The sequence below is a fragment of the Desulfovibrio inopinatus DSM 10711 genome (genome assembly GCF_000429305.1).
In the GTDB taxonomy this organism is placed as follows: Bacteria; Desulfobacterota; Desulfovibrionia; order Desulfovibrionales; family Desulfovibrionaceae; genus Alteridesulfovibrio; species Alteridesulfovibrio inopinatus.
Genome location: NZ_AUBP01000002.1, coordinates 265844 through 292263, shown reverse-complemented (window position 1 = coordinate 292263; position 26420 = coordinate 265844). Strand labels below are relative to the sequence as shown.

The following is a 26420-nucleotide window of genomic DNA, read 5'->3' as shown; positions in this document are numbered from 1 at the left end:
GCATTGCTCCATTTAATTTTTTTTACCATTTTGTCTACTTCTGAGTCAATCGACAGTTCTCCTTGAAGAATCCTGCCAGATAGCTACACTCCAATTTCGGAGTTTTGTCGATACGAGCAATGATGATGACGACGGTTAAGGTGGAAACAACCATGAAAAGGGGACCAAACAGCCAGAAGATGAGCGGAACGAGGAAATAATAGGCGCGCATGCCAATATGGAAGTAGCTTCCTGCTTTATTGAGTTGCATGGCAACAAATGTCATTGATGTTCCATAGTTCCCATCGACCGGAGGGGTATTGATAATGAACCCCACATGGCTAAAGAGACGTATAGAGAAAGAAAAACTAAAGAACGCAATGAACAGATTTCCGAGAATAACCAATAATTTCAATGTAATTGTACTTTGTGTCGTCGAACCGAACAGATTCACCGTGTGCCATATCTGACCCAATTTATCGCCTTGACCAGACAATGTCAGCAAGCCGACAGCCAGCAGGATGGACGTCGACGCGAGAAATGTGGCGCCCATGGTCCAGTTGCGCAACGTTTGAACCGCAAGAATATCTTTTTTATCTTCCATAATGCTCACAACCCAGGCCGCTTTTGCTAACTTTATTGCGCCGTAAAGCGTATACATGGGATTCTTCTTCAATTTCCACCAGACAAACAGGTGATACGCTGAGAAAACCGCCATTGAGACGATCAAACAAATCAAGTCCAATCGGTGCGGAGCAATCATTTCGGTCATGGGAACGTCCTCCAAAGCAAATCGCACAGTCATAACTATCGGGAAGGACGTGTGCATCCCGCACAGCACAACGTCCCTGTATTGGCAGCATGTGACTCTACGCTGCCCAAACATTTTGGGCAACGCATGGCACGTAGAAAAACAATCCTTAAATCATATCACAAGACGAAGGCGGCTCGGTCAACTGAAAGTTAACCGAGCCGCCTTGAACGATGTGCTGTGAGACTCAAGCTCCGCCGTTATCAAAAGGTGATCAGCGGAACCGGTATGACTAAAACTAGCGACCATAGGTCGCGGTAAGGGATGCCTTTCCAAGGGTATGCGCATTCAAATAAAAACCGACCATAGCGGCGGAACTCTCCGGTCCCAGATCGATTTTTTCAACATCAAGGGCATAAACTGTAAAAATGTAGTGATGCGCACCATGGCCTTTTGGAGGACACGCCCCACCGTATCCCGGAGAACCGAAGTCGGTCCGGCTTTGTACGGCACCGGCTGGCAGGGTGCCTCCAGGATTTCCGGCACCTTCGGCCAGCTCATACACGGACGCCGGGATATTAAAGACGACCCAGTGCCACCAACCACTTCCCGTTGGGGCATCCGGATCATAGACCATCAGCGCAAAGCTCTTTGTACCGGAAGGCGGATTTGACCACGACAACGCCGGAGAGACGTTATCCCCTGAACAGCCGAATCCTTTGAAAAGATGGGCATCGGCCAATGTTCCCCCATTTTCGACCGTTGGACTGGTCAGCGTAAAATCCGCAGCCCAGCTTCCCTGTGTCGAAAACACCAATACCGTGCTGACGATGAGCAACGCCAACATACCAACAACAGTTCTTCGCATGTATTTCCTCCTTGTGCTGAAGGTGGTCTACCATCGGCGCGATGAATGTATTATCACGATTCGGCCAAAGGTTGCCCCGAAACGGCACAACACTGCAACACTTCACTCGGACTCACACCAAACCGTTCCTTAAAAAGTCCCGCAAAGCGTGAAGCCGAGTTATATCCACAACGATATGCGGCTTCACTGACCGACGTATTCCCAACCTGGAGCAGGGCCAAGCCTGTATGAAGGCGTACTTCACGAAGGATGTGTGTAACCCCGGTTCCCTCATTCTTCAGATGGCGCCGCAACGTTCGTTCACTCGTGCCTAATCTTTCTGCGATACCTTCGGCAGTCCATGCACGGCCCGGATCCATTCCCACAAGAGCACTACACCGAGAACTCCACGAAGACGCAGCTTCCCATAAAAACGCAATGCAATCTGTTTTTCCCGCAACGACCAACAACAATTCTTCGCGACACAAGGCAATGAGACGTTCATTCTCCTGGTCGCTGGCAGCCATTTCCAATACATGGGCCGCTGAAGATTCAATGACGCCATCACATGGGATGCGAAATGACTCGAGTGTATGCACCGGAGCACTTGCTGAATGTGGATGTTCGGCAGCAACACGAGCAATCATATCTTCGTCGTATGTCAGACATAAGGCCTCGTATCGCCCCGTTTGCCCATCAGGGATGTTCTCAATGGTTGTTTCCATCCGAGCGGGGAAAAAGAATCCTTCACCGGAACGCACGGTAATGCGCTCCTCCCCGCGCGTGACGGTCTTCATGCCTCCAAGAACAAAAACAATAGCGGATTTGGAGGGACAAACCGAATGAATCCTATGGGCCATCGTAAATGATAACATTCCGAGAAACGGAAGGTGTGTCAGGCGGGTTTGCGGTACAGGATGCGCGAGAAGACTTCGTAACTTTCGGTGTAACGTTTGGGGGTCCATCATAAAAGATACATGCTTTTTCGTTGAACAATCAAATCAAACACGCCAAGGGCATGTCGTCCACATGAGTGCATTACATTATGCAATCAACGCCATCCCCTTGTACGATATATTCCGCCAACGTGGTATGCTTCTTTTGTCCCCTACGCCCTATGGAGAGAACCCATTACAACCTCACACCACAGAGTTTTGCGTGCTGTACATGTCCCTATTCATTATGAAGTGAGAAGCCCCGTTCAATCTGCAATATCTCTTTTCAACTCTTCATACTCTGCTTTGGATATCTCCCCTCGCGCGTATCGCTTCTTGAGAATATCCAGAGCACTCTCGCGCCTCGCCCCCGGAAACGACCCGGACTTATTGCCGAAACCAACGACAAAATAAATAATAACGACTATGAGAATAAGCCATATGATCCACATAATACCTCCTCCCCAAAAGCCAGGCCCCATCATCCCTCCCCAACCATCCATTGATTGGGGACAGAAAGCTCCCCGCGTACACGCCGTCATCAATACAACAAGCGCGCTCGACAGAAGGATTTTTTTCCATTGTCCTGACATGGTTACCTCTCTATGTTCTGAAACTCTCGTAACCCGCCTCATACAGCCATATCCTCTAAACCAAGTACCTCGATACGTACATCCACTTTAGGAAATATGACAGGGAGAACCGGCAACACCGATATACTGTATCAGCGCACCTGTGCTCCATGAATCTGAACGGCTACATTTTTCCCGGCATCTTTGGCTTGGGCATCATGCCTTTAGGGCCAGCCTTCTTGCCCACCGGGTACAGTCCAAACTGTGAAATCGTTTCTGCAGATAATCCCATTGCACGTAACGAAATAACAAGCTCCAACTTATTTTGCGTGCTTTTTGCCGCAGTTTCAGCCAGTTTTTTCGCCAATTCTGTCGCCTTAGCCTTGTTGAATTGTTCTGCCGACAGAGCGTCTTGCAATGCCATTTGGGCCAACAAAGACTCCTCTCTGATATCCAAGGCCTGCTTCTGGCTCTTCGTCACGGCATCTAAGTAGGAAGCTCGCTGTTCCGGCGACAAGGTCATGAGTTGCTCCATCAAGGACATCTTCTTCATGACATGGCGCTCCATCCCCTTCCCTTTTCCAGAAGCCCCCATCATCTTTTCCATCATTTCATGCATCATGTCAGGCGGTTGCATTTCGTTTTGCTGTCCCTTCTCAGCGTTTCCGTCATTCACCTCTTGTGCCATCACGCGCTGAGGGGAAGAAAGAAGGAAAAAACAAAGAATACCAGCAATTCCAATCATCGAATATTTCATACGCATACGTGCCTCCGTTTGAATTTTTGATTCAACGAATAAATCTTTATTCTTATCGTTACTCCTCCACAGAAAGAAGAACAACATCAATAATATTTATAAGTGTCGATTGGGAGCGTTGCCCAAGAATCATAGATCGTGTCTTCATAGCCACGGTCAGAAATTCAAATTTTGTCTTCCTAATGAACACGGCTCTTGCCCATTGGGGGTAACAACGTGTACCGTACCTCCCTACCATGATGTATGTGAGACATCTGACGAAAATACGCGTCAAAAACATGCAAGCTCCTCACACAACGCATGATAACCCGCTGAAATGAGGCTGTTTGCCCACAACCTCGGTCCTTCTCCGACGCTACTGTATACTGCCATCACTGAACAGTCGGAACGAAAGGCTACATGGTTTCAATGCCGGCGCTCTTGCCCTACCGAAAAACATGAACGAGTCATCCATGAATATACTGTACTACGACTGCTTTGCCGGGATAAGCGGAGACATGAACTTAGCCGCTATGATGAACCTTGGGGTAGAATTGGACTATGTGCAAGCGGAGCTGAGTAAACTTGGTATTGACGATGAGTTCGAACTGCGCGTCACCTCCGATTCCCGCTGCGGTATTTGCGGCACACGCGTTGATGTCATCTTAAAAAAACATCAGCAGCACAGTCATCATCATGAATCCCATGGACATGAACATCATCATGAACACACCCACGGCCATGAACACGCACATCATCACCATGGTTGCGGACATGCTCATGGCGACTATCGTAATCTTCGGGATATTGAATCCATTATTATGGCAAGCACATTGTCCGATGCGGTCAAAGAGACCAGCATGAAAATATTTCGGAAGGTTGCGCAGGCAGAATCCCACGTTCACGGGAAACCTGCCGATGAAGTCCATTTTCACGAAGTCGGCGCCACCGACTCCATCGTCGACATTGTCGGTGCGGCGATTTGCTATCATCGACTGAGTGTCGATGCAGTATGGGCGTCTCCTGTGGAACTTGGAGGTGGCTTCTCTCACTGTGTCCATGGACTCATTCCGGTCCCGGCACCGGCCACGGTCGAAATACTCCACGGCATCCCGACCACACGAGGCAGGACACAACACGAAATGACAACACCCACCGGCGCCGCCATTCTTGCTTCACTCGTGGATACATTTACCGACACTCCCGCCATGACGACACAACGGACCGGATACGGCATTGGGCACCGTGAAACGGAAATCCCCAATGTCCTTCGTGTCCATCTTGCTGTCACGGAAATGGACTCCTGACCCTATTCCCCTCTTCAAAAAGCGATAACGAGAACAGGGGCAGGCAATGCAAAACAATTGCCTGTCCCTGTTATTCTTCTCTACGACGAACAGCCTCAAGAGCTCTGTTCAATTCTTGGAGCGTACACGGTGCATAACGACGACACACTGAAGCAACTCCTCACGAGCATTCGAGATGGTACACTGGATATCAATCAGGGCGTTGAACAACTTCGCGACCTTCCGTTTGTAGACTTGGGACACACCAAGTTTGACGTACACCGTCCATTACGAAATGGTTTTCCCGAAGTTATCTATGGCGAGGGCAAAACGCCGGAACAAGTCGGAGAAATATTTCTCCGAATGTCCGAGCATTCCAATATTCTGGCCACCCGTGTCTCTCCCGAAATGGCAGCACACGTGCAGACTGTTTGTCCAGAAGTGAAGTATCACGAATTGGGCCGAGCTTTGACGTTCATACGCAACCCCATCTCCTTCCGCGAAGGAGAAATTGCCATCATTACAGCCGGCACCTCCGACCTCCCCGTTGCCGAAGAAGCGCGCATAACCTGTGAGCTGTTTGGAAATCACGTCAATTGTATTTCCGATGTCGGTGTGGCCGGCCTTCATCGGCTGCTTCACCGACTTCCTGAAATTCGCAGAGCCAACGTCATCATTGTTATCGCCGGCATGGAAGGGGCTCTGGCCAGCGTTGTCGGCGGGCTGGTTCCCCAACCGATTGTCGCCGTTCCCACCTCGGTGGGATATGGAGCCGCGTTTTCAGGAGTGGCCGCACTCCTTGGCATGCTCACCTCCTGCGCCAGCGGTGTCACGGTGGTCAACATCGACAACGGTTTCGGTGCAGCCTGTGCCGCCAGCAAAATCAATGCAATGTGCCAATCCTGAACGACCGGAGAGAGGACACTGCCCTTCATGATATTCACGGGAGGAATGGAGTGGATGGCACGACAATAACGGCCTGGGAGTGAAGCCCCCAGGCCGTTATTGTCGTGAACGAAAAGCTCTCTCTGTGAATAAACGATTATGACAAATCGTCAAACTTGATGCCGAAACGATCCATCTTCGAATACAACGTATTGCGGCCGATGCCGAGGGCTTTGGCCGTTTTGCTGATATTTCCTTGATGGAAGGCCAGCGCCTGACGAATCGCCTCTTCTTCCCGCTTCTTAAGCTGAAAACCACTCGGTTGCCGTTTGACAGCTCCGCCGGGGGCTCTCACCGCTTTCTCCTGAAGGTATGGAGGAAGATGCTCGACACTGAGCGGTTCTCCAAAAAGGTTATTCGCGGCAAACTCAAGGCAATTCACCAACTCGCGGACATTGCCGGGCCAATCGTGCGACATCAACAGCGCTTCGGCATCCGGTGCAATACCAGCAAACGGAATATCGAAATCCGTACATAAACGACGCAAATGATGTTTGGCCAGCAAAAGAATATCATCACCACGTGCCCGCAATGCTGGAATGGATATCCCCACAACATTCAGGCGATAAAAGAGGTCTTCGCGAAACCGCCCTTGTCGGACCAACTCCTGCAAGTCTTTGTTCGTCGCTGCAATGATTTTCACATCGACAGGTCGCGGAGTCGTCCCACCAACCGGAACAATGGCACGTTCTTCCAAGGCACGGAGCAAGTTCACTTGCTGTGACAGCGGCATTTCTGCAATCTCGTCCAAGAAAAGCACACCCTTGTCCGCTTTCTGGAACTTTCCTACACGGCCGCGTTTTGCTGCGCCCGTAAATGCCCCATCACAATATCCAAAGAGTTCACTCTGAACGAGTTCTTCGGAAAAAGCGCCGCAGTTGACGGCAATAAAGGGTTTTTCGGCGCGCGGTCCGGCCTGGTGAATGCCACGCGCAAAGAGCTCTTTCCCGGTACCGGATTCACCCGTCAACAGAACGGTGGATAATGTTCTAGCCGCGTTGGACGCTTGACGAATGACCTGACGCATGGCCGGGCTGGCATGCAAGACGCGCTCAAAGCCCTTCGGTGTTTCCGCTTGCACGGACACATTCCGTCCGCTTTTCATGGTTGGAATGGAAATATGACGGAATGGCTGTGTCTCGCTTACGGAAACAATAGTATCAAGCCACACCCCGTTGGAATTGAAAGTCGGTATAGCCTGAACATACAGTTTCGGATTAACGCGGCACTGCAAGACAACAGGGTCGCTCATGGCATCATGCTTGGCTTTGGCAAGGAGCGTGTCGAAATCAAACAACTCATCGGCTCGACGCCCTCGCAATGAGCATCCTTTGGAACACAACAGCAATTCGGCAATGCTGTTTGCACTCGTCACCCGTCCAGCGCTGTTGAGAAACAAGATACCTGTTGTTACCGAGTTGAACATGGAAGAGAACAACGATGTCATCTGCCCTTCAAGCTCAGAACAATACACACGGGCTAACTTTTGTTCCAACGCCCGGGTCGCTTGCAAAACCAATTCAAGGTTCTTGGAATGATCCGAATCTGCGGTACCGGAGATATCGAAACACCCCCAAATGTTGCCACGTGGATCCAAAATTGGAGCTGCCGTGCAGGACCAACCATGGTGACTGCGACAAAAATGTTCCTCACCAAAAACCTGCATGGGGTGCCCCGTTGCCAAAGCGGTTCCGATGGCATTGGTTCCGACACTTGATTCAGACCAGTTGGCACCAGGTCCAAAATTCAATCTGTCAGCTTGGCGCAACACGTCGAGATCTCCGCACGTGCGGGCAACGCGAGCGTCAGCGTTGGTTATGGTAATGAGCAATCCCTGCCCTCGAATACTTTTGTAGGCAGTGGCTTCAATATCGGTACAAATTCTTTTTAACGTCGTCGAAAACGGCTCAAGTTGAGCCATCGGCGCAAAATCCCAGCAACTTCGTGGAGCAGGGTCAACTCCCATATTACGACATCGTTTCCACGAATCAAGGAGCGTCTGGTCAACGTCCTCTGCCTCTACATGCTTTCCTTCTACAAACCGCTTCCATCGAGAATACTCCACAAGAGACCCCCGTCTCTCCCGTGGACGTGGTAAAGGAAGCTCAACCGTTTCAGACTGCGCACACGCAACGTGGCAGATCCCAAAAGCATCTCCATCTCGGATCAGCGAATGCATATCGGGCCTCCATCGCAATGCAAAGCTGTATGTTTACTGTATCAAATCACTGACGTAACTTCTTCATTTCTGTCAAGTGTTCCATTTTCGAACAGATACAATTCACAAAAAACACACTTTAACAATGAATATCAACTAGATACATCTCCCTTCATCATTTCTACCAGGCAACCCCCACGTTGTTCCACCACGGAACACAATCCCATCGCATCCGAAAACAAAAACAACAGATCATACTGTAATATAAATACTTTTCCCATTGGCACTTCGGTTGCAACCTTGTGACAATCACAAGGTAAACAATCAGGAGGTTTGGTCATGGCTCAACAAGTGATCATGCCCAAATGGGGCTTGACCATGAAAGAAGGAAAGGTCGCACGTTGGCTGAAAGCCGAAGGCGACCCGGTCAAAGCAGGCGAAGCGTTGTTCGAAGTGGAGACCGATAAAATCACCAATTCGGTCGAAGCACCCGCCGACGGCGTCCTGTTTCAGATCATTGTTCCCGAAGGGGAAGTTGCTAAAGTACAGGCCGTTCTCGGCGTCATTGCCGAAGCGGGTGAAACACTTGAAAAAGTCGCTGGTGGAGCTGCCCCTGAAGCAAGTGCAGCGGCTTCCGCTGACGCACCGGCTGCAAGTGCTGCTCCTGCAGCTGCTTCCAGTGGCGAATTTGTCAAAGCAATGCCTGCAGCACGCAAGCTGGCCAAAGAGTTGGGCGTTGACTTGTCGACGGTTACCGGAACCGGACGTGACGGCGCTATTACGTCGAAAGATGTTCAAGACTCCGCTGATTCTGCTTTTGCCGGTATTAACGCGAGCCCCAAAGCAATTGAATTCGCTCGCAAGAAAGGCGTCGACCTCAGCCTTATCGAAGGCACAGGTGAAGGTGGACGCATCACCAAGGCCGATATTCTTCGCGCCATGAACCCTGCCACCGACACTCCCGCCGCAGCAGCCCCCGCCGCCGAAAAAGACACCATCGTCCCGATGGAAGGTGTCCGCAAGCTGATTGCAGACAACATGCAGGCCAGTCTGAACAGCGCTGCCCAGCTTTCTGTCTTCGTTGAACTCGACGTAACGGAAATGGTCCGCCTGCGCTCGACGCTCCTGGCGCGCAACAAGCGTAACGCCGATTATCGGCTTTCGTACAATGACATTATTTCTTACGCGACGTGCCGTGCTCTCAAGCGGCATCCCATTGTGAATTCCACGCTCCAGGATGACGGTATTCATCTGCACAAGCATGTCAATCTCGGCATCGCCGTGGCCCTGCCCAACGGCCTCATCGTGCCGAACGTCAAGAAGGCCGATACCTTTACACTGGAAGAGCTCAAAACAGAGATCCGCGATGTCGCTGGTCGGGCGCGAAGCGGTGGTCTGAGCATGGACGAACTGGGTGGCGGAACATTTACCATCAGTAACGTCAGCATGCTCGGTGTCGACGGATTCACTCCTATCCTCAATCCTCCGCAAACCGGTATTCTGGGCGTCGGTCGCATTGTCGAAAAGCCCGCCGTCAAGGATGGCGAAATTTGTATCCGTAGCATGATGACGCTGTCGCTAACCTTCAACCACATGACCACTGATGGCGCTCCTGCCATGTCCTTCCTGCGTGAATTGGGCGATATGTTGGAAAATCCCGGACTGATGATTGTCTAGGGGGCATCAATGTCTCGAAAACGGTTTGCCATAGAACTCGGCTATGCCGCCGATCTGCACGGTGAGGATATGACCAAAGCCGCGGTGCGCGCCGTGCAGGACGCCGTTTCCCGAATTTGCCTTTGCGGAATTATGGAAATTTGCGGTCGGGACCAGTTTCAAGGCGTGTACGTTCATGCAGACGTGGCCGTTCCAAACCCGAACGCTGTAGATCGAGATGCAGTCCTGGCCTGCATCCCGATCGGTGAAAAATCGTTAACTCTGGTCTCCGGCGGCTTGTGCGTGCCGGGGATCGAGGTCCCCTGCTTCGCCCCTGGGGTGAGCAATATCATCGCAGCTTGCGCTGCTCTCACCGTCTCTCTTGAGATGGACAATGTGGATCAGGGGCCAAAAATATCGGAACAACAGGATTGCGTGTGTGCCGTCAAGGCCGAATAACCCATGAGGAGAGAAAGCAATGAATCTCAGCAAGAAGTCATTGATGCACATGTATGAAACGATGATCAGGATTCGCCTGTTCGAGCTGAAGTTACAAGAATTCTTCGCAGCAGGCGAGATTCCGGGCTTCGTACACCTTTACCTCGGTGAAGAAGCTGTGGCGACCGGAGCCTGTACCGCGCTCACCGACAGCGACAAGATCACCAGTACCCACCGCGGCCACGGTCACCTGCTCGCCAAAGGCGGCGACCTGAAGCTCATGATGGCGGAAATTTTCGGCAGACAGACCGGCTACTGCAAAGGCAAAGGCGGTTCCATGCACATCGCCGATATGGACCTCGGTATCCTTGGCGCCAACGGTATCGTTGGCGGTGGCGGCCCGTTGTCCGTCGGTGCTGCGCTCGCCGCGAAGTACCAGAAGACCGACGACGTTGCCATGTGCTTCTTCGGCGACGGTGCTTCCAACCAGGGCACCACACAGGAAGCCTTGAACATGGCCAGCGCCTGGAAACTCCCCTTGGTTTTTGTCAATGAAAACAACGGTTACGGCATATCCTGCCCGCAGTGCAAGTCCATGGCTGTCGTTGACATCGCCGATCGCGCCGCTGCGTACGACATGCCCGGTGTTGTGGTTGATGGCAACGACGTTCTCGCTGTTCATGAAGCCGTCGTCGAGGCCGTCAAACGCGCCCGCAAGGGAGAAGGCCCCTCCCTCATCGAATGCAAGACGTATCGTTGGCGTGGACACTTCGAAGGCGATGCCTGCACCTACCGTTGCGTCGAAGAACTCGAAGAATGGAAGGGCAAAGATCCCATTCCCCGCTTCGAAGCCAAGCTCATTGAAAGCAATACTTTGACCAAGGCAGAAGCTGAAGAAACATGGAAGCGCATTGAAAAGGATGTCGATGAGGCTGTGGAATTCGCCAAATCGAGCCCCATGCCCTCGACCAGCGCCTTGATGGACGACGTATACGCTTAGGCCCGTCGCGTTACCCTTCACGAATCGACAATCAATCCTACGGAGAAAACAATGTCCGAAAAAACATATCTTCAGGCGCTCAATGAAGCATTGAGGCAGGAAATGGAAAGCGACGAGAAGGTGTTCATTCTCGGCGAGGACGTCGGTCAGTTCGGTGGTTGCTTCGGTGTTACCCAGGGACTTTTCGCCGAATTCGGTGAAGAGCGCGTCATGGATACACCCATCACGGAAAGCACCATCGTCGGTGCCGCGGCCGGTGCTGCCGCGTGTGGCCTGCGCCCCGTGGCCGAACTGATGTTCGTCGACTTCATCGGTGTTGCTTTTGACCAGCTGTTCAACCAAGCGGCCAAAATGCGCTTTATGTTCGGCGGAAAAGCCACCGTGCCGATGACGTTACGTATGCCGCAAGGTGCCGGCATCGGTGCTGCCGCGCAGCACTCCCAGAGCCTGGAATCCTGGTTCATGAACATCCCCGGCCTCAAAGTGGTTATCCCTTCCACCCCCCATGACGCCAAGGGCCTGTTGATCAGCGCTATCCGCGATGACAACCCAGTTGTCTTCCTGGAACACAAACTTCTGTATGGCGCCACCGGCGAAGTACCGGATGAAAGCTACAGCATCGAACTCGGCAAAGCCGACGTCAAACGCGAAGGCTCCGACGTCACCATCGTTGCCTACTCGCAGATGCTTTACTCGGCCCTGGAAGCTGCGGAACAGCTCAAAGCCGACGGCATCAACGCTGAAGTTGTCGACCCGCGCTGCCTCCTGCCGCTCGACAAAGACACGATCATCGACTCTGTCAAAAAGACCCATAAGCTCGTCGTCGCGCATGAAGCCGTCACGTTTGCTGGCGCCGGCGCTGAAATTGCCGCCATCATCGCAGACGAAGCCATTGAATACATCGACGCGCCCATCAAGCGGGTTGGCGCGCCGTTCTGCCCCGTTCCGTTCTCGCCACCGCTGGAACAGTTCTACATTCCCGGCGCGGGCCAAATCATCGAAGCGGTCAAGAGCATTTGCTAATCCCATGATCATTGAGGGGGTAACGGTTCAACCCGTTATCCCCATCTCATTTCACGAGGGCGTATCAGTGTGAGTATCGCAGCTATCTTAGCCAACCCCGCTTCCGGCAAGGACATTCGTCGTCTGGTGGCCCACGGCAGTGTCTTTGATAATCAAGAAAAAGTGCGCATGGTTCGACGGTTAATCCTCGGCCTGGAGCGCTCCGGTGTGACCAAAATTCTCTACATGCCGGATTCCTACGCCATTATTCCTCGTGCCCTGAACTCCATTTCTCCATCCATCCCCATTGAGGCGGTGGAGATGCCCATTCGAAGCAACCAGACCGACACAACCACAGCCGCAGGCATCATGGAAACGCTTGGGGCGAAGTGTCTGATTGTCCTCGGAGGAGACGGGACCAGCCGGGCTGCCTGCAAAGGAACCGTTGCGGTTCCCATTCTTCCCCTCTCCACAGGGACCAACAATGTCTTTCCCTTTATGGGCGAAGCCACCATTGCAGGCCTTGCGGCTGGCCTGGTGGCAAGCGGCCGTCTCCCGCGAGAAGCCTGTTGCGTCCATTCCTGTATGTTTGATATTTTGCTCAACGATGCCGTTGTAGACATCGCATTGGTCGATGCGGCGGTCTACGATGATGTGTTTCTCGCATCTCGCGCAGTATGGCATATGGAGAAAGTACCGCAACTCTTCCTCACGCGGTGCAGCGCTTCGTCTATCGGACTCTCAGCTATCGGCGGTCAAATTCGGAGTATCCTTCCCGAAGAACCACGCGGGCTCGCCCTGACCTTGGGACCAAACGCCTCCATGAAGGTGACGGCGGCAATTGCCCCAGGCATGTTCACCGAGGTTCCTCTTGTCGATGTGTCGGAAATGGCTCCCGGTGAGATATTCCCCATTCACGTCAATCCAGGGATTATTGCTGTGGACGGTGAACGTGAAGTGGAAATCCCTCGTGGTTCCCGTGCGAGCATTCGACTGAGTACCGCCGGCCCGATGGTCGTTGACGTACAGAAAACCATGGCACTGGCCAGACAGGAAGGCCTGTTCTGTCAACCATCCTAATCTGAAAGGAGACAGCATGAGTAATGCCCTGAAAGCCGCGTTTATTTTTGTCGCCCCCGGCGGCGATCCTACACAACATCGGAGCTGGGTACGCACCGAAGGCGTTGAATTGCTTGCCGTGGCCGTAAGCAACTATGACCAGGCCGAAGCTCTCGCCCGTGAACTGGTGGAAAAAGAAGGTATCGCTGCCATAGAACTCTGCGGAGGATTCGGAGCGGCTGGAACGGCGCGTGTTGCTGCCGCCGTCAACGTACCAGTTGGAGTCGTCCGCTTTGATACCCACCCTGGCTTGAATAACGCCAGCGGTGACACATTGTTTGCGTAATAGAGACTGGATGCGCACAGGGCGGCCGCTTGTACCGGGCCGCCTCGCGCGTCCGAAGGAAAAGCTTAGGCGCCGTCCAGCACGTGCTTCTTTGGCACAAAGCATGTAAACGTGCCGGAAAAAACAACATCTTCACCACACAGAATCTCTACCCGAACAAGATGCTTTTTCTCTTGCGGGGTCTCATCCTGTGCTTTGGCAACAAGCACGTCACCAACGCGAGAGGGTTTCAAAAAGCGGGTTTCCGCCGCGCCAAGGACAACGTTGGGATGATTCACGGCCAGCATGGCAGCATAGTCTGCCAACCCGAAAAGAAATCCGCCGTGAACTAATCCACTGGCATCCGCCGCCATATTCGGACTGCACGTCAGTTGGACTTCACTCCGATTTTCTTCCACGACGCTCGGTTCTCCGCAGAGGGACCGATCAATGCGTTCATGTGTTTTGATCTCCATAAAGTGCTCCGCGAAGATGGATGGAGATATCTCACCCCCGGCAATTGCTGAAAATTCCGGGGCCGGACGGAAGTCATTCCGACCAGCCCCAATATTATGCCGTTGTCGGGCTAATCGAACAAGTCTTCAAGTTCTTCGAAAACATATTTCATGTACATCATTTTCGGCGAACCACCCATCGAAATGGCCAGCATGGCGGCTTGCATGATTTCTTCCTTGCTTGCACCGTGGCTGGCTGCACCCTGAACGTGAAGGGAGATGCACATTTCACATTGCGACATCATCGAACACGCAACGTGAATCAATTCCTGCGTCTTGTGATCGATCGGACCGTATTGGCTGATTTCTTTGGTAAAACCGATGTATTTGGGGAAGATGTCCCCGGCCTGCGACTGCATTTTAGAAAGGACTAAGGCCGCTTTTTCCGCTGCATCCATTGGTGTACTCCTCAGTTAAATGTTGATGTTCCTATTAAGCAAGGAGTATGCCTCACGAATCATATTTGTTTTTCCTGTCGTTTTAGTATGATAGCAACCTGAAAAAATCAAAGTCTCTGTAAATGCTTTGTCCCGGATATGAACATTGATCGAAAATCGAACGTTCTGAAAAGCCGGTGTTCTGCATGAAAACCAACATGATTCCGGTGAGCTTAGAACAGGCAATCGATAAGCGCAGATAAATCAACCCCTTTCAAATACTCATCTAACGAGATCTTCTCTAAGCGCTGTGCCAATTGAGCACGATCATGAGGACAACCAACCAGCAACGCTTCAATGTCCCCGATGGGACGCACGCCGAAATAATCTCCAAACAGACGAATGTGTTCGATGCGCCCTTTTTTTACGTCCATATGCACTTCCAGCAACCCGCCTGGAGTCCGCGTACTGCGTGTAAAATTGTAAGCAGGCGAATCGCCGAAGTTCCAATCCCAGGAACGATACCGTTGCTCGGCAAGTTCTTCGATGCCGCGCACTTCTTCCGCTCTCAATGCCATGTCATCACGGACAGCCTCACCCGAGACTCGTGCCATCAGCACATCGAGAAATTCCGTAACATCCATCGGCTCAGGAAGATGGCTGGAAATATTCGTGACGCGCTTCTTGACGCTTTTGACGGCTTTGTCTCGATATTTCTCGGGATCGACACGTAACGCACCGGAGACATCGGCAATATCCGAAGCAAAAAGTAACGTCCCGTGATGCAGGATGCGATTCTTGTGGAAGTGCTGCGCATTACCGGAAAATTTCTGCCCATTGATGACGAGGTCGTTCCGTCCATCAAGAGAACCGTCCACCCCCATACTCCGCAGAGCATCAAGAATAGGTGCAGTAAAACGATTGAAATCCAGCTTGTCAGAAGGAGTGCCGTTACTGATAAATGTGAAATTAATATTCCCGAGATCATGGAACACGGCCCCACCACCGCTGAGTCGCCTGACCACCGGAATATTGCGTTCTCGCACAAACACTTCGTCGATTTGCGAGAGCGTATTTTGATTTCGGCCAACAATAACCGCCGACGCGTTGCGCCACAGCATGAAGATTTCAGCATCGGTCTGTGTCAACAACCACTCTTCGGCGGCAAGATTAAACGCCGGATCAGTGCCCCGGTTATGAATGTATCGCATGGGTGCTCCTTCAATCTTTTTTTGCAAAAGCTAGGCCTGATATTATTTTCACAGCATGAATTCATACATATTGATGCAGTTCAAGTCATAACATCACAATTTGACAAAAGAATTCCTTTCTTCGTTGGAGAAAGCAAGAAGACATCAACACAATGAGTATACATTGCAATCACAAAAGCATCTATATAAAGCACAACCACCAATAGAAAATATCAATTTACAATTTTCTTCACGACAACACATAAAGCCATGTGACATTTAGCCGATATTCATTTATACCATAGACGTACAATACTCCTTTTAATGAGGACGCCATGAAAATTTCATCGAGTAGTACGTTTAACTCTCCCTTCCTCCTTTCCACATCCCGTTCAGACGAGCAACAGGAGACGGCCGAATCCACGGCCCTGAGCATCAATCCAACCAATAATGCCAATCAATCCAACCAAACACAGAGCACTCCCCAAAACCTTTTGGCAAACAACTTCGTTCAACGCAATTATGAACAGTCAAAGTATACACAAGGCCTTTTGAATGGCCTGAGATCGGACAACGAATTCAGCACGAAAATGATGGGAATCATCAATTCCTATAGCAAACTCGCCGCGGCAACAGACAACTACGCCGAAAAAGTGATCATTGGAAACAAAGCAAGCCAAGCGGCCGGTGACGTCATAGAAAATGAAGTGGTTAAAACGCAAACCGAGCGCATGGAAAAAGAACGCCAAGAATACGAAGAAAAAATCGAACAGGAACTCGAAGAACAAGCCATCGCAAGCAGTGAAGAGAGTAGCGAAAGTGAAGAGAGTAGCGAAGAAGAAACGACCGCTTCCAATGCTTCATCCACACAAGAAAGTGCCGATACGGAGCAAACACAGGCTGCAACCGAAGAAACACAAGCTCAAACGGAAAGCGCGGCCACGCAATCCAACGCAGAACAGCAGCCTGCCCAGACCGCGACATCAGAAACAGACAATACGAGCAGCGCTGACAAAAACGAGGCATCTGCCTCCGTTGATGTTTTTGTGTAAGGGCTCCCCAATACATACCACCCCGGCCCATATTCTCACGGACCGGGCGGTATGATTGGGTCTCTATTTCCAGTGTCTCTTCCTGGAAATGGAGTAGAGCTCAGTTACAGAATTGATCGGATAGCAGCCGCAATCTTTTGGGCATTGGGTTTGTAGAACTGCTCCTGCGGCGGAGAGAACGGCACAGGGATATCCGGACCGGCCACCCGACGTATAGGCGCCTTGAGTGATCCATATCCTTCTTCCGCCACCATGGCGGCCAACTCGGCGCCGAAACCGCAAAACTTCGTGGCATCATGGACCGTAACGAAACGTCCCGTCCGTGCGACGGACTCCAACACCGTTTCTCGATCCAACGGCACGAGACTGCGCAGATCAATAACTTCCACGGAAACACCTTCGGCTTCCAGATCGGCAGCAGCGCCCAAAGCAGCGAGTACGGCGCCACCGTATCCAACGACGGTGACATCGGTACCGGGACGTTTAATAATCGCTTTCCCGAGTGGAATACGCTCATCCCCTTCCGGCACCGGGCCTTGCATCCAGTACAAGCCCATCTCTTCCACCACAATGACCGGATCGGGGTCAAAGATAGCAGAAAGAAGCAATCCCTTGGCCTCGGCCGGGGATGACGCGAAAACTACTTTCAATCCGGGAACATGTGCCATCCAGGCTTCGAGGTTGTGCGAATGCTGGCAACCGGCGTTGAACATACCGGCTTTGACACGAACGGTCAGTGGAAACGAACACTTCCCTCCGCTGAGATACCGAAGTTTCGCCGCATGATTGACCAACATATCTGACGCCAGGGTAATGAAAGGAAAAAACATGATTTCCACAACAGGCAACAATCCCATCGTCGAAGCACCCACGGCAAGACCGGCAATGGCAGCCTCACTCACGGGAGTATCTTTGACACGACGACGGCCGAACGTTTCCAACACCCCATATGTGGGCATGAGTGGACTGTCATGAATGGAGACACCGATACCTTCCCCCGCAATGAAGACGCGTTCGTCCATCTCCATGGCCAAGGTCAACGCCTCTCGAATCGCGACGCCAGTGTGCAATTCTCGCATGTCGCTCTCCTTTATATGCGCTCTTCAGCACTCGCCCAGAGGTGATCCAAGGCGGATTCAGGGGTTGGATAAGGACTTTCATCGGCAAACAACAGGGCATCGGCAACTGTATCCGCCGCTTTTTGTTCCAAGGCTTCAGCATCCTCCATACTGATCACACCTTCGCTTTCAAGGCGTGCCCGAAACATGGCCAATGGATCGCGTTGCGCCCAAAATGCAATCTCATCCGGATCGACATAATGTTGTTTGTCATATTCACCATGTCCATGCATGCGATATGTGGCCAGCTCCATGAGCGCCGGCCCCTTCCCAGCACGAATTCCGGCAATGCACTCTTGTGCCGTATGCAACACATCATCGGGATCATTTCCGCTCACGAGTTCACCGGACATGGAATACGACTCCGCTCGCGACGCGATATTCCCGGCCGAACAATGCTCACTGAAACTTTGCGCTCCAGCCCAACAATTGTTTTCGCAGACAAACAAAATCGGCAATTTCCACAATCCCGCCAGGTTCATGGCTTCATGAACCGATCCTTCCGCCGCGGCTCCGTCACCGAAAAAAACCAAGGTTACGGCATCGCTGCCTTGGTATTGCTGGGCGAATGCCGCACCGACGGCAAGAAGCGGACTGGCCCCCACAATCGTTGAGGTCATCAACGCATTCACTTCTGGAACAATGAGATGCAACGTACCGGACTTGCCGTGATTCACTCCGGTTTCTTTGCCCATAATCTCTGCCAACAACCCTTTGGGATCAGCTCCCCGAGCAAGAAGGTGAGCATGGCTACGATGATTGGTAATGATGACGTCATCGCCACGCAAAGCAAGCACGGCCGCCACGGCAGCTTCCTGGCCTGTGGCAAGAATTTGCATACCGGGCAATCTGCCCTGTTCCGCCGCCAATGTGGTCACACAATCTTCAAAAGCCCGAGCCAAATACATCATTTCCAAGATTTTTCGTCGCAGATCAACGTTCGGTTCCGAGCCCATAACCCCTCCCCTGTGGCATCATGTTCAAGGATTATATTGTTGCATATTCAACTATATGATTACCATTTTCTCTCAAAAAAAACCATCACAAAACGCACCCACACCTCCATTCATCATGATTGACATTGACGGTTGCCAACATCTGGTAACAGGTCCATAGTCTATCCTTTACCATACATTGCCATGCAGTCCGGGGCGGCGAGTGTATTCCGCTCCATAATTCGGTGAATTCCAACAAGGGGAGGGCTCTGTGAGCACGTTCGTGATTCACCCTATCGTTTTGGGAACCAAAGAATTCGATAAGGGAATGATGACCTATCAATTCGATTATGGTCAGCCGTATACCATTCCCATTTATGGTTGGTATCTGGAAGGAGGAGACAAGCGAATCCTCGTCGATACCGGCGAAATGCGCCCTGTTATTTCAGAAAGTCGAGAGCAGGCTATTGGCGGAGCAATTTCCACTTTTACCGACGGGCTTGCCCGTTTTGGATTAACGCCAGCCGATATCGATGTCGTGGTCCATACGCATCTGCATAACGATCACTGCGAGAATGACTACTTATGCGAGAACGCCGTCTTCTATGTTCATGAAAAAGAACTGGCTCATGCCCAGAATCCCCACCCGCTGGATTACCGGTATAACGAAGAATATATCGAAGACGTCGTGGATGCCGGACAAATGGTACCCCTCAGCGAAGACACGGAAATCATGCCTGGTCTGCGCATGGTGCACACTCCGGCCCATACCGAAGGTGGCATGTCCATCTTTATCGACACTCCGGCCGGTTCCGCCGTCATTACGGGCTTTTGTGTTATCCAGGAAAATCTGTTTCCGCCCAAGGCCATAACGGCAAGAGAAATGGACGTCATCCCGCCGGGAACCTGCGTCAATTCGTATGCCGCCTACGACATTGTGCGACGCATACGCGATGCTGCCGATATCGTCATTCCACTCCATGAACCTTCGTTCGCGACAGGTGTTCCCATCGGCATCAAATAAACCGTGAACATCCACGAATCGTCAGGACAGATTGCCGACTGACCTGATGGTTCGTGTTGCAATCGTCGCACTTTTCTCTTGGTGAGGTGTATGGCAATATAACCGCATACAACAGGTGGTCCTACTGCGTCGGTTTAAACACGCCGAGACAACAACGCCCCGAGATGTACCATGCCAACCACTTCTTTCTCCGCTTTACGATTATGGAGCATTGCTTTCATCATCACCACTCTCGCATTGTGCACTGTTCCGAGCCCCCTTTATGCGGAAGCCCCCACCGCCCAAAATATTTCTCCTGCAACGACATTTCGCTGTGCCGTGAACGATTCCGTCGTCTTTACGATTCATGCCGAAGATGTGGACGGCGACCTGTTGGGAGCAGAATGGTACGGTTGTCCGGAATCCCCAAGTACACCATGCATTTCCATCGTCAAAAAAACCGACGGCAAGGCATATGAAGCTGAAATCAAAAAAACACTCCTTTTTACGGAACCAGGAGCATATACGATTTCCGTCATTGCCTTCGATGATACCTATACTTATAGCGATCCCATAGAATGGATCATCGATGTTACTCCACCACATCATGCCAACCCTGTGGAGTACAGGTCACTCTATGTCGATGGTTTTGACTCGATTCTCGGTGATTCCCAAAAAGAGCAGGAGTTGCTTCATTTTGTAGACGGCCACAAATTTAGCGAAATTGCGTTATACGGTCTGTTTCCCATATTGCAAGAGGACTCAGGCTATACGCAACGTGTCGAACAACTCAAAAAATTTATCACGCAAGCCAAGCAAGAGTATGGTCTTCTCGCAGTCAAAGGTGTTGGTTGTCTTGATACAGACTTTGACAGCATTGAAGTATACAACTCGTCGTGTAACACGACCGTAGAGCGTTTCAATGGACTTGTCAGCGAATATGAATATTGGAATGCAAGCCAGTCAGACGCAGGGGATATCAACGATTTTGTGCATCTCCTGACGCATATGCGCGAGATTGCAGACCGGCAAGACATGACAGTCGATGCCTATTTGGGCTGGCTTGGAACGTCTGAGGACAAGCAAGAAGAAGCAGCACGGATCGCGGAATTTGCCGACATCATTTACCTGCATGCTTATCGAGCCGATCCCTATGCGACGTATGCATATATATCGGATCGTCTTTCGATATTTACCCAAGTAAAAAGTGGTATTCGTATCCGCCCCATCTTCAGTGCAGAATGGAGACCGGTTGATATCTGCTCAGGCCCTCATCAGACAGGTGTGGATAATATGTGCTTTATGGGAAAATGGTACGAGACGAACGCGCTACGAACAGCAGAAGACATTTTCATGGATATGTATGTCTTTCAACAATCAGAACTTCCCGGAGATGCTGTCATCGACGGCTATCAATACTTTGCATATTCCCATCTCAAAGCGGCTTTGGAGGTAGGAAAGCTCATCAGCATTCTCCCGACGCTCTCGCTTCTTCTGGGGCAATCGAATGAAGTGGAAAGCGTTTCACCCAGCAATCCATAATCTCTTGATCATCTCATAAGCACACGTCCGGCCGACATAAGTTCAGCCGGACGTGTGTCGTGAATACAGTGTTACGATGTTACCGATTTTGACGATTCAAGGTGACAAGCCCATTGATCCGGCGCAATGCGCCCTCCATACGCCGGAAGCTCTAAAACAGGATCGGTCGGTCTGCACTGCGACCACATTCGATTGAGTCCGCATGTCCCGAACTCACGCACACGCTCAACCTCGTCCAGATTAAGCACATCTGTCATAATCGCTGCGTTTTCACTCGGCAATTGTACCCGCACATTGCCTTCCGGATCGGCAATGAGGCTTTGACCGGTTCCTGCCGGAGCCGCCGCATTGACGCTGACAATGAACGTCTGGTTGCTGATGGCATTGGCTTGCACCAGCACACGTTCCTTCTCCCGATCGCAGGTTGATGTCTGTGCCTGGTTAATAATCACTTCCGCGCCCATCCAGGCGAGCTGACGACAGACCTCGGGAAACCAGATATCATAACAAATAGACAACCCAAGACGGCCGATTCCTGGAAGATCGACAACACAGAACGATTGTCCCGGCGTATAGGGTTCATACGGCCGCCACGGAAAGCATTTCCGATACGTTGCCACAAGCTCCCCTGCCGGAGAAAACAACGGCGAAGTATTGTAAATTCCCCCGTTTCCATCGTCTTCGTAAAAGGTACCGGGCAACAACCAAACCTTGGCGCGGCGTGCAATATGCGACAAACGTTGCATCAGCGGTCCATCAACCTGCTGCGCCCATTGCATCATCTGAGCACTGCGTTGCTCCGGCGTACCATCAACTTTGAAAAGATGATTCTCCGGGTAGATTACCAGCCGCGTTTTCGGAAAATCGGCCAACAAAGAGACGATCTCATCCTCAAATTCATCCATGTCGCATTCAAAAGACCGTGACGTTTCCTGCATTGCCAATATGGGGAGATATCGCGCCATCATTACTCCAATATGCTCTGCGTGAATGAAGAGTTGTCATCCAACGCGCCTTCTTCATCAAAATCCACTTCAGGCGGTTCTTTGGTGAAAAATTTCGTCAAATAGGCCAGATGCACCACACCCAACAGTAACCAGCAACTCCCTAGCACAACGGCGTGGATGTCCAGTTTGGTCAACAACCAAACATTGACGACTGCGCCAAGAATCGGAAGCACCACGCCGCTCAAGACATTGTATTGAGCGCGCGCCCGTTCGTTTTTATAATACATGAAGACAACGGAGAGATTGACCATGGTAAAGGCGACAAACGCACCGAAGTTGATAAACGATGCCGCCGAAAGTACATCCAGAAACAATGCGACAATCCCGATGGCGCCTGTCAGAATAATATTGAATTCCGGAGTATGAAACCGGGCATTCAGGTGACCGAAAAGCGCCTTGGGGAGCACGGAGTCACGCCCCATAGCGTACAGCAAACGGGATGCACTGGCCTGCGCGGCAATCCCCGATGTAAATTGCGCAAGGACCATTCCTGCCAGAAAAACCGCACTGAACAAATTGCCACCGATAACCTTGGCAATTTCAAACGCAGCCGAATCCGCATCTTGAAATATTCCACCGGGATGGACAAGCTGTGTTGTGTAACCGACCACAATGTAAATGCCGCCCCCGATCAACGCAGTCAGAATAATCGCCTTGGGAATGGTGCGCTTCGGATCAATGGTTTCTTCGGTTAACGTCGTGACGGCATCGAAGCCGAGAAATGAATACGCAGCCACGGCGGCTCCCGCCGCTATCGTATTGAATGAAGAACCGTCATTGAAGAACGGGGTCAAGCTGACCATCCCGGACAAACCATCTGCGACAAAAATGTGCAACAGGGACAAAGCGACGAAAAAGATGATGACCAATACCTGAAATGTCATCAGCAGCGAATTGACTTTGGCAGCGAGTTGAATACCGATGACATTGAGTATGGTCGTCAACGCGATAAAGGCGAGCAAAAAGAAATAGCTCGGCACGGTCGGAAACTGCGCGCTGAGATACGCGGCTCCAATAAGCCAGATCACCATGGGTAGAAAGAAATAATCAAGTAAAATGCCCCAGCCGACCATGAACCCAAGCCGAGAATCGATGGATTTTCGTACGTAGGTGTAGGCGGAACCGGCCACAGGATATTCTTTGGACATGATACCATAGCTATATGCCGTAAAAATCATCGCCAATGTTGTGATAATATATGCCGTTGGAACGGCTCCGTTAGTCGTCGTGGCCACGACACCAAAGGTGCCGAGAACGATCATGGGAGTCATGTAGGCAAGACCGAAAAGCACCACCGCTTTCAGCGATAAAGTCCGATCCAGAGTCGCTTGTGAAGTTGTCATACCATCCTCCTGAAGTACCCTCTCTCATCGGGCGTGAATATTCATTGGCTACAGGAATGAAGACCTCGCAACTATGAGGAATCATTCTTCCTTACTCCCTGTTTGCGCTCCTGTAACCAGACCGTGCAGACCTGCCCTTCCTGCTCATGCTTCACAATATTATGTGTTTTTTCAATATGATTAGGGACGATGCCGGCAAAATCCGTCCCTCAATCATACCAAAAAGCCCTTGCACTTTTGGCAGGCGTGAAATATTGATTAGTCACAATTTTGTGAAATTCACATAGCCCTAAAGTGGTATACAGCGTATGAACGGAGTCGCAAAAAATCGTGATACGTCATTAGCGCGGGCCATCAACCTTCTTGGTCACCAGAGATTCTCCGAAGCATTTTCAGGGTTTGCAAGGCACCTCACTGCCTTCGACAACCTGATCGTCCTCCTCTATCAAGGAAAGACCAATCCGGTGGTGCTGTATCGAGAATATCGAGACCCGGTTGTGTACCGGAACATGGACAGCGCGTACGTGGAGAGTGCATATCAGCTCGACCCGTTTTACAAGGAACATCTCAAGGGTTCTGTACACGGATTGCGACGGCTCATCGATGTTATCCCCTCAGAGCTCCAACAGACCAATTACTACACGACATACTACGCGCAAACGACGTTGATCGATGAAGTGGCCGCCTTTGCCGATCTGGGCAACGGAACAACAATCACCGCGTGTTTCGGGAAAGACAGAACGAGTGGAGCGAAATTTTCAGGAAAGGAAATCCGAGCTCTGTGGGAACATGAACATGTACTCAGTATTTTGCTGGAAAAACAATGGAAGGATACCGCTCGGGACTTGCTTGCACAACAACTTGATATACCGTTAAAGACACGCCTCCAAGAAGCCTTTCAACACGAAACCGGTATTCATCTGACGCCTCGCCAAGCCGAAATCGCGGCCTTCATCCTGCAAGGCTATTCTTCAATGGCTATCAGTTTACATTTGAATATCAGCATTCAAACCGTCAAGGTATTTCGTCGACAACTCTACACCAAATGCAACATCTCGTCGCAGGGAGAGTTGTTTACCATGATGATGCCCCTCTTTTCAAAATTGAGCGGACATACAATGTAATGACGGGAGAGAGCGTTTTCCGAAACTTGAGATGGGAGACGCCTCGACGAAAACATGCCTTGCGATTCTTTCAATCGCCTTATTGCAACGCAAGGTAGACATGCTCATACGCGATATCCACAGCGACCGCGAGGAGCAGCACAGCCATGATCCGATTCAGATAAACAAAATAAGACAACCTTTTTATATGCTTGGAGATGGTTGACCCCATTACCGCATAGACAAACGGCGCTCCAAACGACGTCACCCCAAGCAGTACCGACCAGACCGCGATGTCAATTCCATCAATCCCTGCTGCAGGAAAAAGAATCGTCGTCACAGGCAAGACCGCCACAATAGCTTTCGGATTAAACAATTGCATCAAGACCCCGTCTTTATACCGCAAAAGAGGGACATCATCCTTTTCTCCCGTTATATCGATGTGGGAAAACATGATTTTATAGGCAAGATAGCCGATAAACAGCGAGCCAGCAGCTGAAATAAACGGCAAGAATGCGCTATGGGCAATGTTGCTCCCAGCATACCCGGCTAAAAGAAACATACAGCATACAGATGTTGCGACGCCTAAAGAAAATGGGATATGGACGGAAAACTTTTTCTGCATCCCACAGTGCAAACTCAAGATGTTCACGGGGCCAGGAGTATACATCACCCCAATGGAATAGAGCATTATGCCAAGCATGTTTTTTCCTCACTTCAAAAGCTGTACTTGATACTGCTTAGGCGTGACACCATACGCCCGTTTAAAATGTCGATTCATGTGGCTGACATCGAAAAACCCAAGCTCCAATGCAACGTCAGTCGGTGATTTTCCTTTGCTGAGCACTTCCCGGGCTTTATTGATCCTATGGTTAAGAATAAATTGATGAGGTGTGAGCCCGAATTGTGTTCGAAACATGCGGATGAAATGATATTTCGACATGTGCACGATTGAACTGAGATCATCTATCGAAATATCCTGTGCAATATTTGCGAAAATATAATCTCGCACCTTTAAGAGCAGGGCATCTTTGCTCTTTATCCATTTATCAGAATGGAATGTTCCCATGCGCTGACTCAGGCGCTTGGCGATTTCATACAACACGTGTTCATATTCAAGCGTTGCGATTGATGTTGCATTGACAAGATACGCCATTCTCAACACTAAAGATTGCAGGACAAAATCTTCAAAATGTAATTCATAAATACGACAATCCGATTTTTCATCGTGCGCTGCACTCCCCACAAGAGGAAAGAGTACTTTCGGATCAATATACAGCATCGTATACTTCAGGGCGGTATCTTTCCCAGGGTTGCCGTTATGCACATCGCCAGGATTGAAGAAAATAATATTGCCAGGAAAACTGCGAAACCAACGTCCTTGGCAAGAAAATTCCTGAACCCCTTCGCGTGTTACCCCTATCGCGAATTCTTCATGTGCATGTTTGCTGTAGGAGAAATCGGACATGACCGCATGAAGAACCGTAACTCCAACTGATTCTTTCGGACTCATGAATTGGAAATGGTCATATTTCGTCACGGACAT

General features: G+C 50.8%; 26 protein-coding genes and 1 pseudogene. 12 read left to right on the top strand and 15 right to left on the bottom strand.

Annotation, left to right across the window (positions count from 1 at the left end):
• Positions 1-34: 34 nt before the first annotated feature.
• The 5 genes from G451_RS0103650 to G451_RS0103630 form a co-directional block, all read right to left on the bottom strand.
• The gene (locus G451_RS0103650) at positions 35-751 is read right to left on the bottom strand and encodes a DUF599 domain-containing protein (RefSeq protein WP_027183194.1); all 717 of its coding nucleotides are present in this window, start codon (positions 749-751) and stop codon (positions 35-37) included.
• A 277-nt stretch (positions 752-1028) separates the two neighbouring features.
• Entirely contained in the window at positions 1029-1598 is a 570-nt protein-coding gene (locus tag G451_RS0103645) for a YbhB/YbcL family Raf kinase inhibitor-like protein (protein ID WP_084448349.1), read from the bottom strand.
• A 53-nt stretch (positions 1599-1651) separates the two neighbouring features.
• Positions 1652-2437: a helix-turn-helix transcriptional regulator gene (locus G451_RS32225; RefSeq protein WP_342663748.1), complete on the bottom strand. Its 786-nt coding sequence runs from the start codon at positions 2435-2437 to the stop codon at positions 1652-1654.
• Between the two features lie 341 nt (positions 2438-2778).
• Positions 2779-2964 (bottom strand): SHOCT domain-containing protein, encoded by a 186-nt coding sequence (locus tag G451_RS0103635; protein ID WP_245587761.1) that lies wholly within the window; start codon positions 2962-2964, stop codon positions 2779-2781.
• A gap of 304 nt (positions 2965-3268) precedes the next feature.
• Positions 3269-3931, bottom strand: coding sequence for a periplasmic heavy metal sensor (locus G451_RS0103630; protein WP_156921498.1), 663 nt, complete (start codon positions 3929-3931; stop codon positions 3269-3271).
• Positions 3932-4293: 362 nt separating this feature from the next.
• On the opposite strand from G451_RS0103630, the pseudogene larC reads away from it, so the two are divergent.
• Both larC and larB read left to right on the top strand, forming a co-directional pair.
• Positions 4294-5115 (top strand): annotated as a pseudogene (larC, locus tag G451_RS27370) (nickel pincer cofactor biosynthesis protein LarC); the annotation flags it as partial.
• 141 nt (positions 5116-5256) lie between these two features.
• Positions 5257-6012, top strand: coding sequence for a nickel pincer cofactor biosynthesis protein LarB (gene larB, locus G451_RS0103615; protein WP_027183188.1), 756 nt, complete (start codon positions 5257-5259; stop codon positions 6010-6012).
• A gap of 136 nt (positions 6013-6148) precedes the next feature.
• Here the strand turns inward: larB and G451_RS0103610 are convergent, their stop codons facing one another.
• Complete coding sequence (locus G451_RS0103610; protein WP_027183187.1) at positions 6149-8230, bottom strand: sigma-54-dependent Fis family transcriptional regulator; 2082 nt, start codon at positions 8228-8230, stop codon at positions 6149-6151.
• A 318-nt stretch (positions 8231-8548) separates the two neighbouring features.
• Between G451_RS0103610 and G451_RS0103605 the strand changes: the two genes are divergently transcribed.
• The 6 genes from G451_RS0103605 to G451_RS0103580 all read left to right on the top strand — a co-directional run bounded on the left by G451_RS0103605 (position 8549) and on the right by G451_RS0103580 (position 13710).
• The gene (locus tag G451_RS0103605) at positions 8549-9886 is read left to right on the top strand and encodes a dihydrolipoamide acetyltransferase family protein (protein WP_027183186.1); all 1338 of its coding nucleotides are present in this window, start codon (positions 8549-8551) and stop codon (positions 9884-9886) included.
• A 9-nt stretch (positions 9887-9895) separates the two neighbouring features.
• On the top strand, positions 9896-10324 hold the full coding sequence (locus G451_RS0103600; RefSeq protein WP_027183185.1) for a Lin0512 family protein: 429 nt from the start codon (positions 9896-9898) through the stop codon (positions 10322-10324).
• A gap of 19 nt (positions 10325-10343) precedes the next feature.
• Positions 10344-11303, top strand: coding sequence for a thiamine pyrophosphate-dependent dehydrogenase E1 component subunit alpha (locus G451_RS0103595; RefSeq protein WP_027183184.1), 960 nt, complete (start codon positions 10344-10346; stop codon positions 11301-11303).
• Between the two features lie 51 nt (positions 11304-11354).
• Positions 11355-12326 (top strand): alpha-ketoacid dehydrogenase subunit beta, encoded by a 972-nt coding sequence (locus G451_RS0103590; protein WP_027183183.1) that lies wholly within the window; start codon positions 11355-11357, stop codon positions 12324-12326.
• 69 nt (positions 12327-12395) lie between these two features.
• Positions 12396-13385 (top strand): NAD(+)/NADH kinase, encoded by a 990-nt coding sequence (locus G451_RS0103585; protein ID WP_027183182.1) that lies wholly within the window; start codon positions 12396-12398, stop codon positions 13383-13385.
• A 16-nt stretch (positions 13386-13401) separates the two neighbouring features.
• Positions 13402-13710, top strand: a complete 309-nt coding sequence (locus G451_RS0103580; RefSeq protein ID WP_027183181.1) for a DUF6506 family protein — start codon at positions 13402-13404, stop codon at positions 13708-13710.
• 65 nt (positions 13711-13775) lie between these two features.
• Here G451_RS0103580 and G451_RS0103575 read toward each other — a convergent pair whose 3' ends face one another.
• From G451_RS0103575 to lplA, 3 genes are all read right to left on the bottom strand, one after another.
• Positions 13776-14165, bottom strand: a complete 390-nt coding sequence (locus G451_RS0103575; protein ID WP_027183180.1) for a PaaI family thioesterase — start codon at positions 14163-14165, stop codon at positions 13776-13778.
• A gap of 110 nt (positions 14166-14275) precedes the next feature.
• A complete protein-coding gene (locus G451_RS0103570; RefSeq protein ID WP_027183179.1) occupies positions 14276-14602 on the bottom strand; it encodes a carboxymuconolactone decarboxylase family protein in 327 nt (108 codons plus the stop codon).
• Positions 14603-14814: 212 nt separating this feature from the next.
• The gene (gene lplA, locus G451_RS0103565) at positions 14815-15792 is read right to left on the bottom strand and encodes a lipoate--protein ligase (RefSeq protein ID WP_027183178.1); all 978 of its coding nucleotides are present in this window, start codon (positions 15790-15792) and stop codon (positions 14815-14817) included.
• Positions 15793-16106: 314 nt separating this feature from the next.
• Here lplA and G451_RS0103560 point away from each other — a divergent pair, with 314 nt between their 5' ends.
• Positions 16107-16823, top strand: a complete 717-nt coding sequence (locus G451_RS0103560; RefSeq protein ID WP_027183177.1) for a hypothetical protein — start codon at positions 16107-16109, stop codon at positions 16821-16823.
• A gap of 104 nt (positions 16824-16927) precedes the next feature.
• Here the strand turns inward: G451_RS0103560 and G451_RS0103555 are convergent, their stop codons facing one another.
• Both G451_RS0103555 and G451_RS0103550 read right to left on the bottom strand, forming a co-directional pair.
• Complete coding sequence (locus G451_RS0103555) at positions 16928-17902, bottom strand: alpha-ketoacid dehydrogenase subunit beta (RefSeq protein WP_027183176.1); 975 nt, start codon at positions 17900-17902, stop codon at positions 16928-16930.
• An 11-nt stretch (positions 17903-17913) separates the two neighbouring features.
• Positions 17914-18897, bottom strand: a complete 984-nt coding sequence (locus G451_RS0103550; RefSeq protein ID WP_027183175.1) for a thiamine pyrophosphate-dependent dehydrogenase E1 component subunit alpha — start codon at positions 18895-18897, stop codon at positions 17914-17916.
• Between the two features lie 250 nt (positions 18898-19147).
• Here G451_RS0103550 and G451_RS0103545 point away from each other — a divergent pair, with 250 nt between their 5' ends.
• Both G451_RS0103545 and G451_RS0103540 read left to right on the top strand, forming a co-directional pair.
• On the top strand, positions 19148-19900 hold the full coding sequence (locus G451_RS0103545; protein ID WP_027183174.1) for an N-acyl homoserine lactonase family protein: 753 nt from the start codon (positions 19148-19150) through the stop codon (positions 19898-19900).
• 171 nt (positions 19901-20071) lie between these two features.
• Entirely contained in the window at positions 20072-21421 is a 1350-nt protein-coding gene (locus G451_RS0103540) for a hypothetical protein (RefSeq protein ID WP_027183173.1), read from the top strand.
• A 71-nt stretch (positions 21422-21492) separates the two neighbouring features.
• Here G451_RS0103540 and G451_RS27365 read toward each other — a convergent pair whose 3' ends face one another.
• Together G451_RS27365 and G451_RS27360 are read right to left on the bottom strand one after the other, a co-directional pair.
• Positions 21493-22386 (bottom strand): carbon-nitrogen hydrolase family protein, encoded by an 894-nt coding sequence (locus tag G451_RS27365; RefSeq protein ID WP_084448348.1) that lies wholly within the window; start codon positions 22384-22386, stop codon positions 21493-21495.
• 2 nt (positions 22387-22388) lie between these two features.
• Complete coding sequence (locus G451_RS27360; RefSeq protein WP_034640543.1) at positions 22389-23771, bottom strand: APC family permease; 1383 nt, start codon at positions 23769-23771, stop codon at positions 22389-22391.
• A 308-nt stretch (positions 23772-24079) separates the two neighbouring features.
• Between G451_RS27360 and G451_RS0103525 the strand changes: the two genes are divergently transcribed.
• Positions 24080-24895: a helix-turn-helix transcriptional regulator gene (locus G451_RS0103525; RefSeq protein WP_027183172.1), complete on the top strand. Its 816-nt coding sequence runs from the start codon at positions 24080-24082 to the stop codon at positions 24893-24895.
• A gap of 79 nt (positions 24896-24974) precedes the next feature.
• On the opposite strand, the gene G451_RS0103520 is transcribed toward G451_RS0103525, so the two are convergent.
• Both G451_RS0103520 and G451_RS0103515 read right to left on the bottom strand, forming a co-directional pair.
• Positions 24975-25577 carry a LysE family translocator gene (locus G451_RS0103520; protein ID WP_027183171.1) on the bottom strand — a complete coding sequence of 201 codons (603 nt, stop codon included), beginning with the start codon at positions 25575-25577 and terminating at the stop codon, positions 24975-24977.
• A gap of 9 nt (positions 25578-25586) precedes the next feature.
• Positions 25587-26414 (bottom strand): AraC family transcriptional regulator, encoded by an 828-nt coding sequence (locus G451_RS0103515; protein WP_027183170.1) that lies wholly within the window; start codon positions 26412-26414, stop codon positions 25587-25589.
• Between the last annotated feature and the right edge of the window lie 6 nt (positions 26415-26420).

Excerpts from the sequence above, each read along its gene's own strand:
- G451_RS0103555 (WP_027183176.1), bottom strand. The coding sequence starts at position 17,902 with ATGCGAGAATTGCACACTGGCGTCGCGATTCGAGAGGCGTTGACCTTG.
- G451_RS0103600 (WP_027183185.1), top strand. The coding sequence starts at position 9,896 with ATGTCTCGAAAACGGTTTGCCATAGAACTCGGCTATGCCGCCGATCTG.
- G451_RS0103635 (WP_245587761.1), bottom strand. The coding sequence starts at position 2,964 with ATGTGGATCATATGGCTTATTCTCATAGTCGTTATTATTTATTTTGTC.
- G451_RS0103595 (WP_027183184.1), top strand. The coding sequence starts at position 10,344 with ATGAATCTCAGCAAGAAGTCATTGATGCACATGTATGAAACGATGATC.
- G451_RS0103580 (WP_027183181.1), top strand. The coding sequence starts at position 13,402 with ATGAGTAATGCCCTGAAAGCCGCGTTTATTTTTGTCGCCCCCGGCGGC.
- G451_RS27365 (WP_084448348.1), bottom strand. The coding sequence starts at position 22,386 with ATGGCGCGATATCTCCCCATATTGGCAATGCAGGAAACGTCACGGTCT.
- G451_RS0103520 (WP_027183171.1), bottom strand. The coding sequence starts at position 25,577 with ATGCTTGGCATAATGCTCTATTCCATTGGGGTGATGTATACTCCTGGC.
- G451_RS0103645 (WP_084448349.1), bottom strand. The coding sequence starts at position 1,598 with ATGCGAAGAACTGTTGTTGGTATGTTGGCGTTGCTCATCGTCAGCACG.
- lplA (WP_027183178.1), bottom strand. The coding sequence starts at position 15,792 with ATGCGATACATTCATAACCGGGGCACTGATCCGGCGTTTAATCTTGCC.
- G451_RS0103575 (WP_027183180.1), bottom strand. The coding sequence starts at position 14,165 with ATGGAGATCAAAACACATGAACGCATTGATCGGTCCCTCTGCGGAGAA.
- G451_RS0103605 (WP_027183186.1), top strand. The coding sequence starts at position 8,549 with ATGGCTCAACAAGTGATCATGCCCAAATGGGGCTTGACCATGAAAGAA.
- G451_RS32225 (WP_342663748.1), bottom strand. The coding sequence starts at position 2,437 with ATGGCCCATAGGATTCATTCGGTTTGTCCCTCCAAATCCGCTATTGTT.
- G451_RS0103560 (WP_027183177.1), top strand. The coding sequence starts at position 16,107 with ATGAAAATTTCATCGAGTAGTACGTTTAACTCTCCCTTCCTCCTTTCC.
- G451_RS0103570 (WP_027183179.1), bottom strand. The coding sequence starts at position 14,602 with ATGGATGCAGCGGAAAAAGCGGCCTTAGTCCTTTCTAAAATGCAGTCG.
- G451_RS27360 (WP_034640543.1), bottom strand. The coding sequence starts at position 23,771 with ATGACAACTTCACAAGCGACTCTGGATCGGACTTTATCGCTGAAAGCG.
- G451_RS0103590 (WP_027183183.1), top strand. The coding sequence starts at position 11,355 with ATGTCCGAAAAAACATATCTTCAGGCGCTCAATGAAGCATTGAGGCAG.
- G451_RS0103650 (WP_027183194.1), bottom strand. The coding sequence starts at position 751 with ATGACCGAAATGATTGCTCCGCACCGATTGGACTTGATTTGTTTGATC.
- G451_RS0103550 (WP_027183175.1), bottom strand. The coding sequence starts at position 18,897 with ATGGGCTCGGAACCGAACGTTGATCTGCGACGAAAAATCTTGGAAATG.
- G451_RS0103610 (WP_027183187.1), bottom strand. The coding sequence starts at position 8,230 with ATGCATTCGCTGATCCGAGATGGAGATGCTTTTGGGATCTGCCACGTT.
- G451_RS0103525 (WP_027183172.1), top strand. The coding sequence starts at position 24,080 with ATGAACGGAGTCGCAAAAAATCGTGATACGTCATTAGCGCGGGCCATC.
- G451_RS0103540 (WP_027183173.1), top strand. The coding sequence starts at position 20,072 with ATGCCAACCACTTCTTTCTCCGCTTTACGATTATGGAGCATTGCTTTC.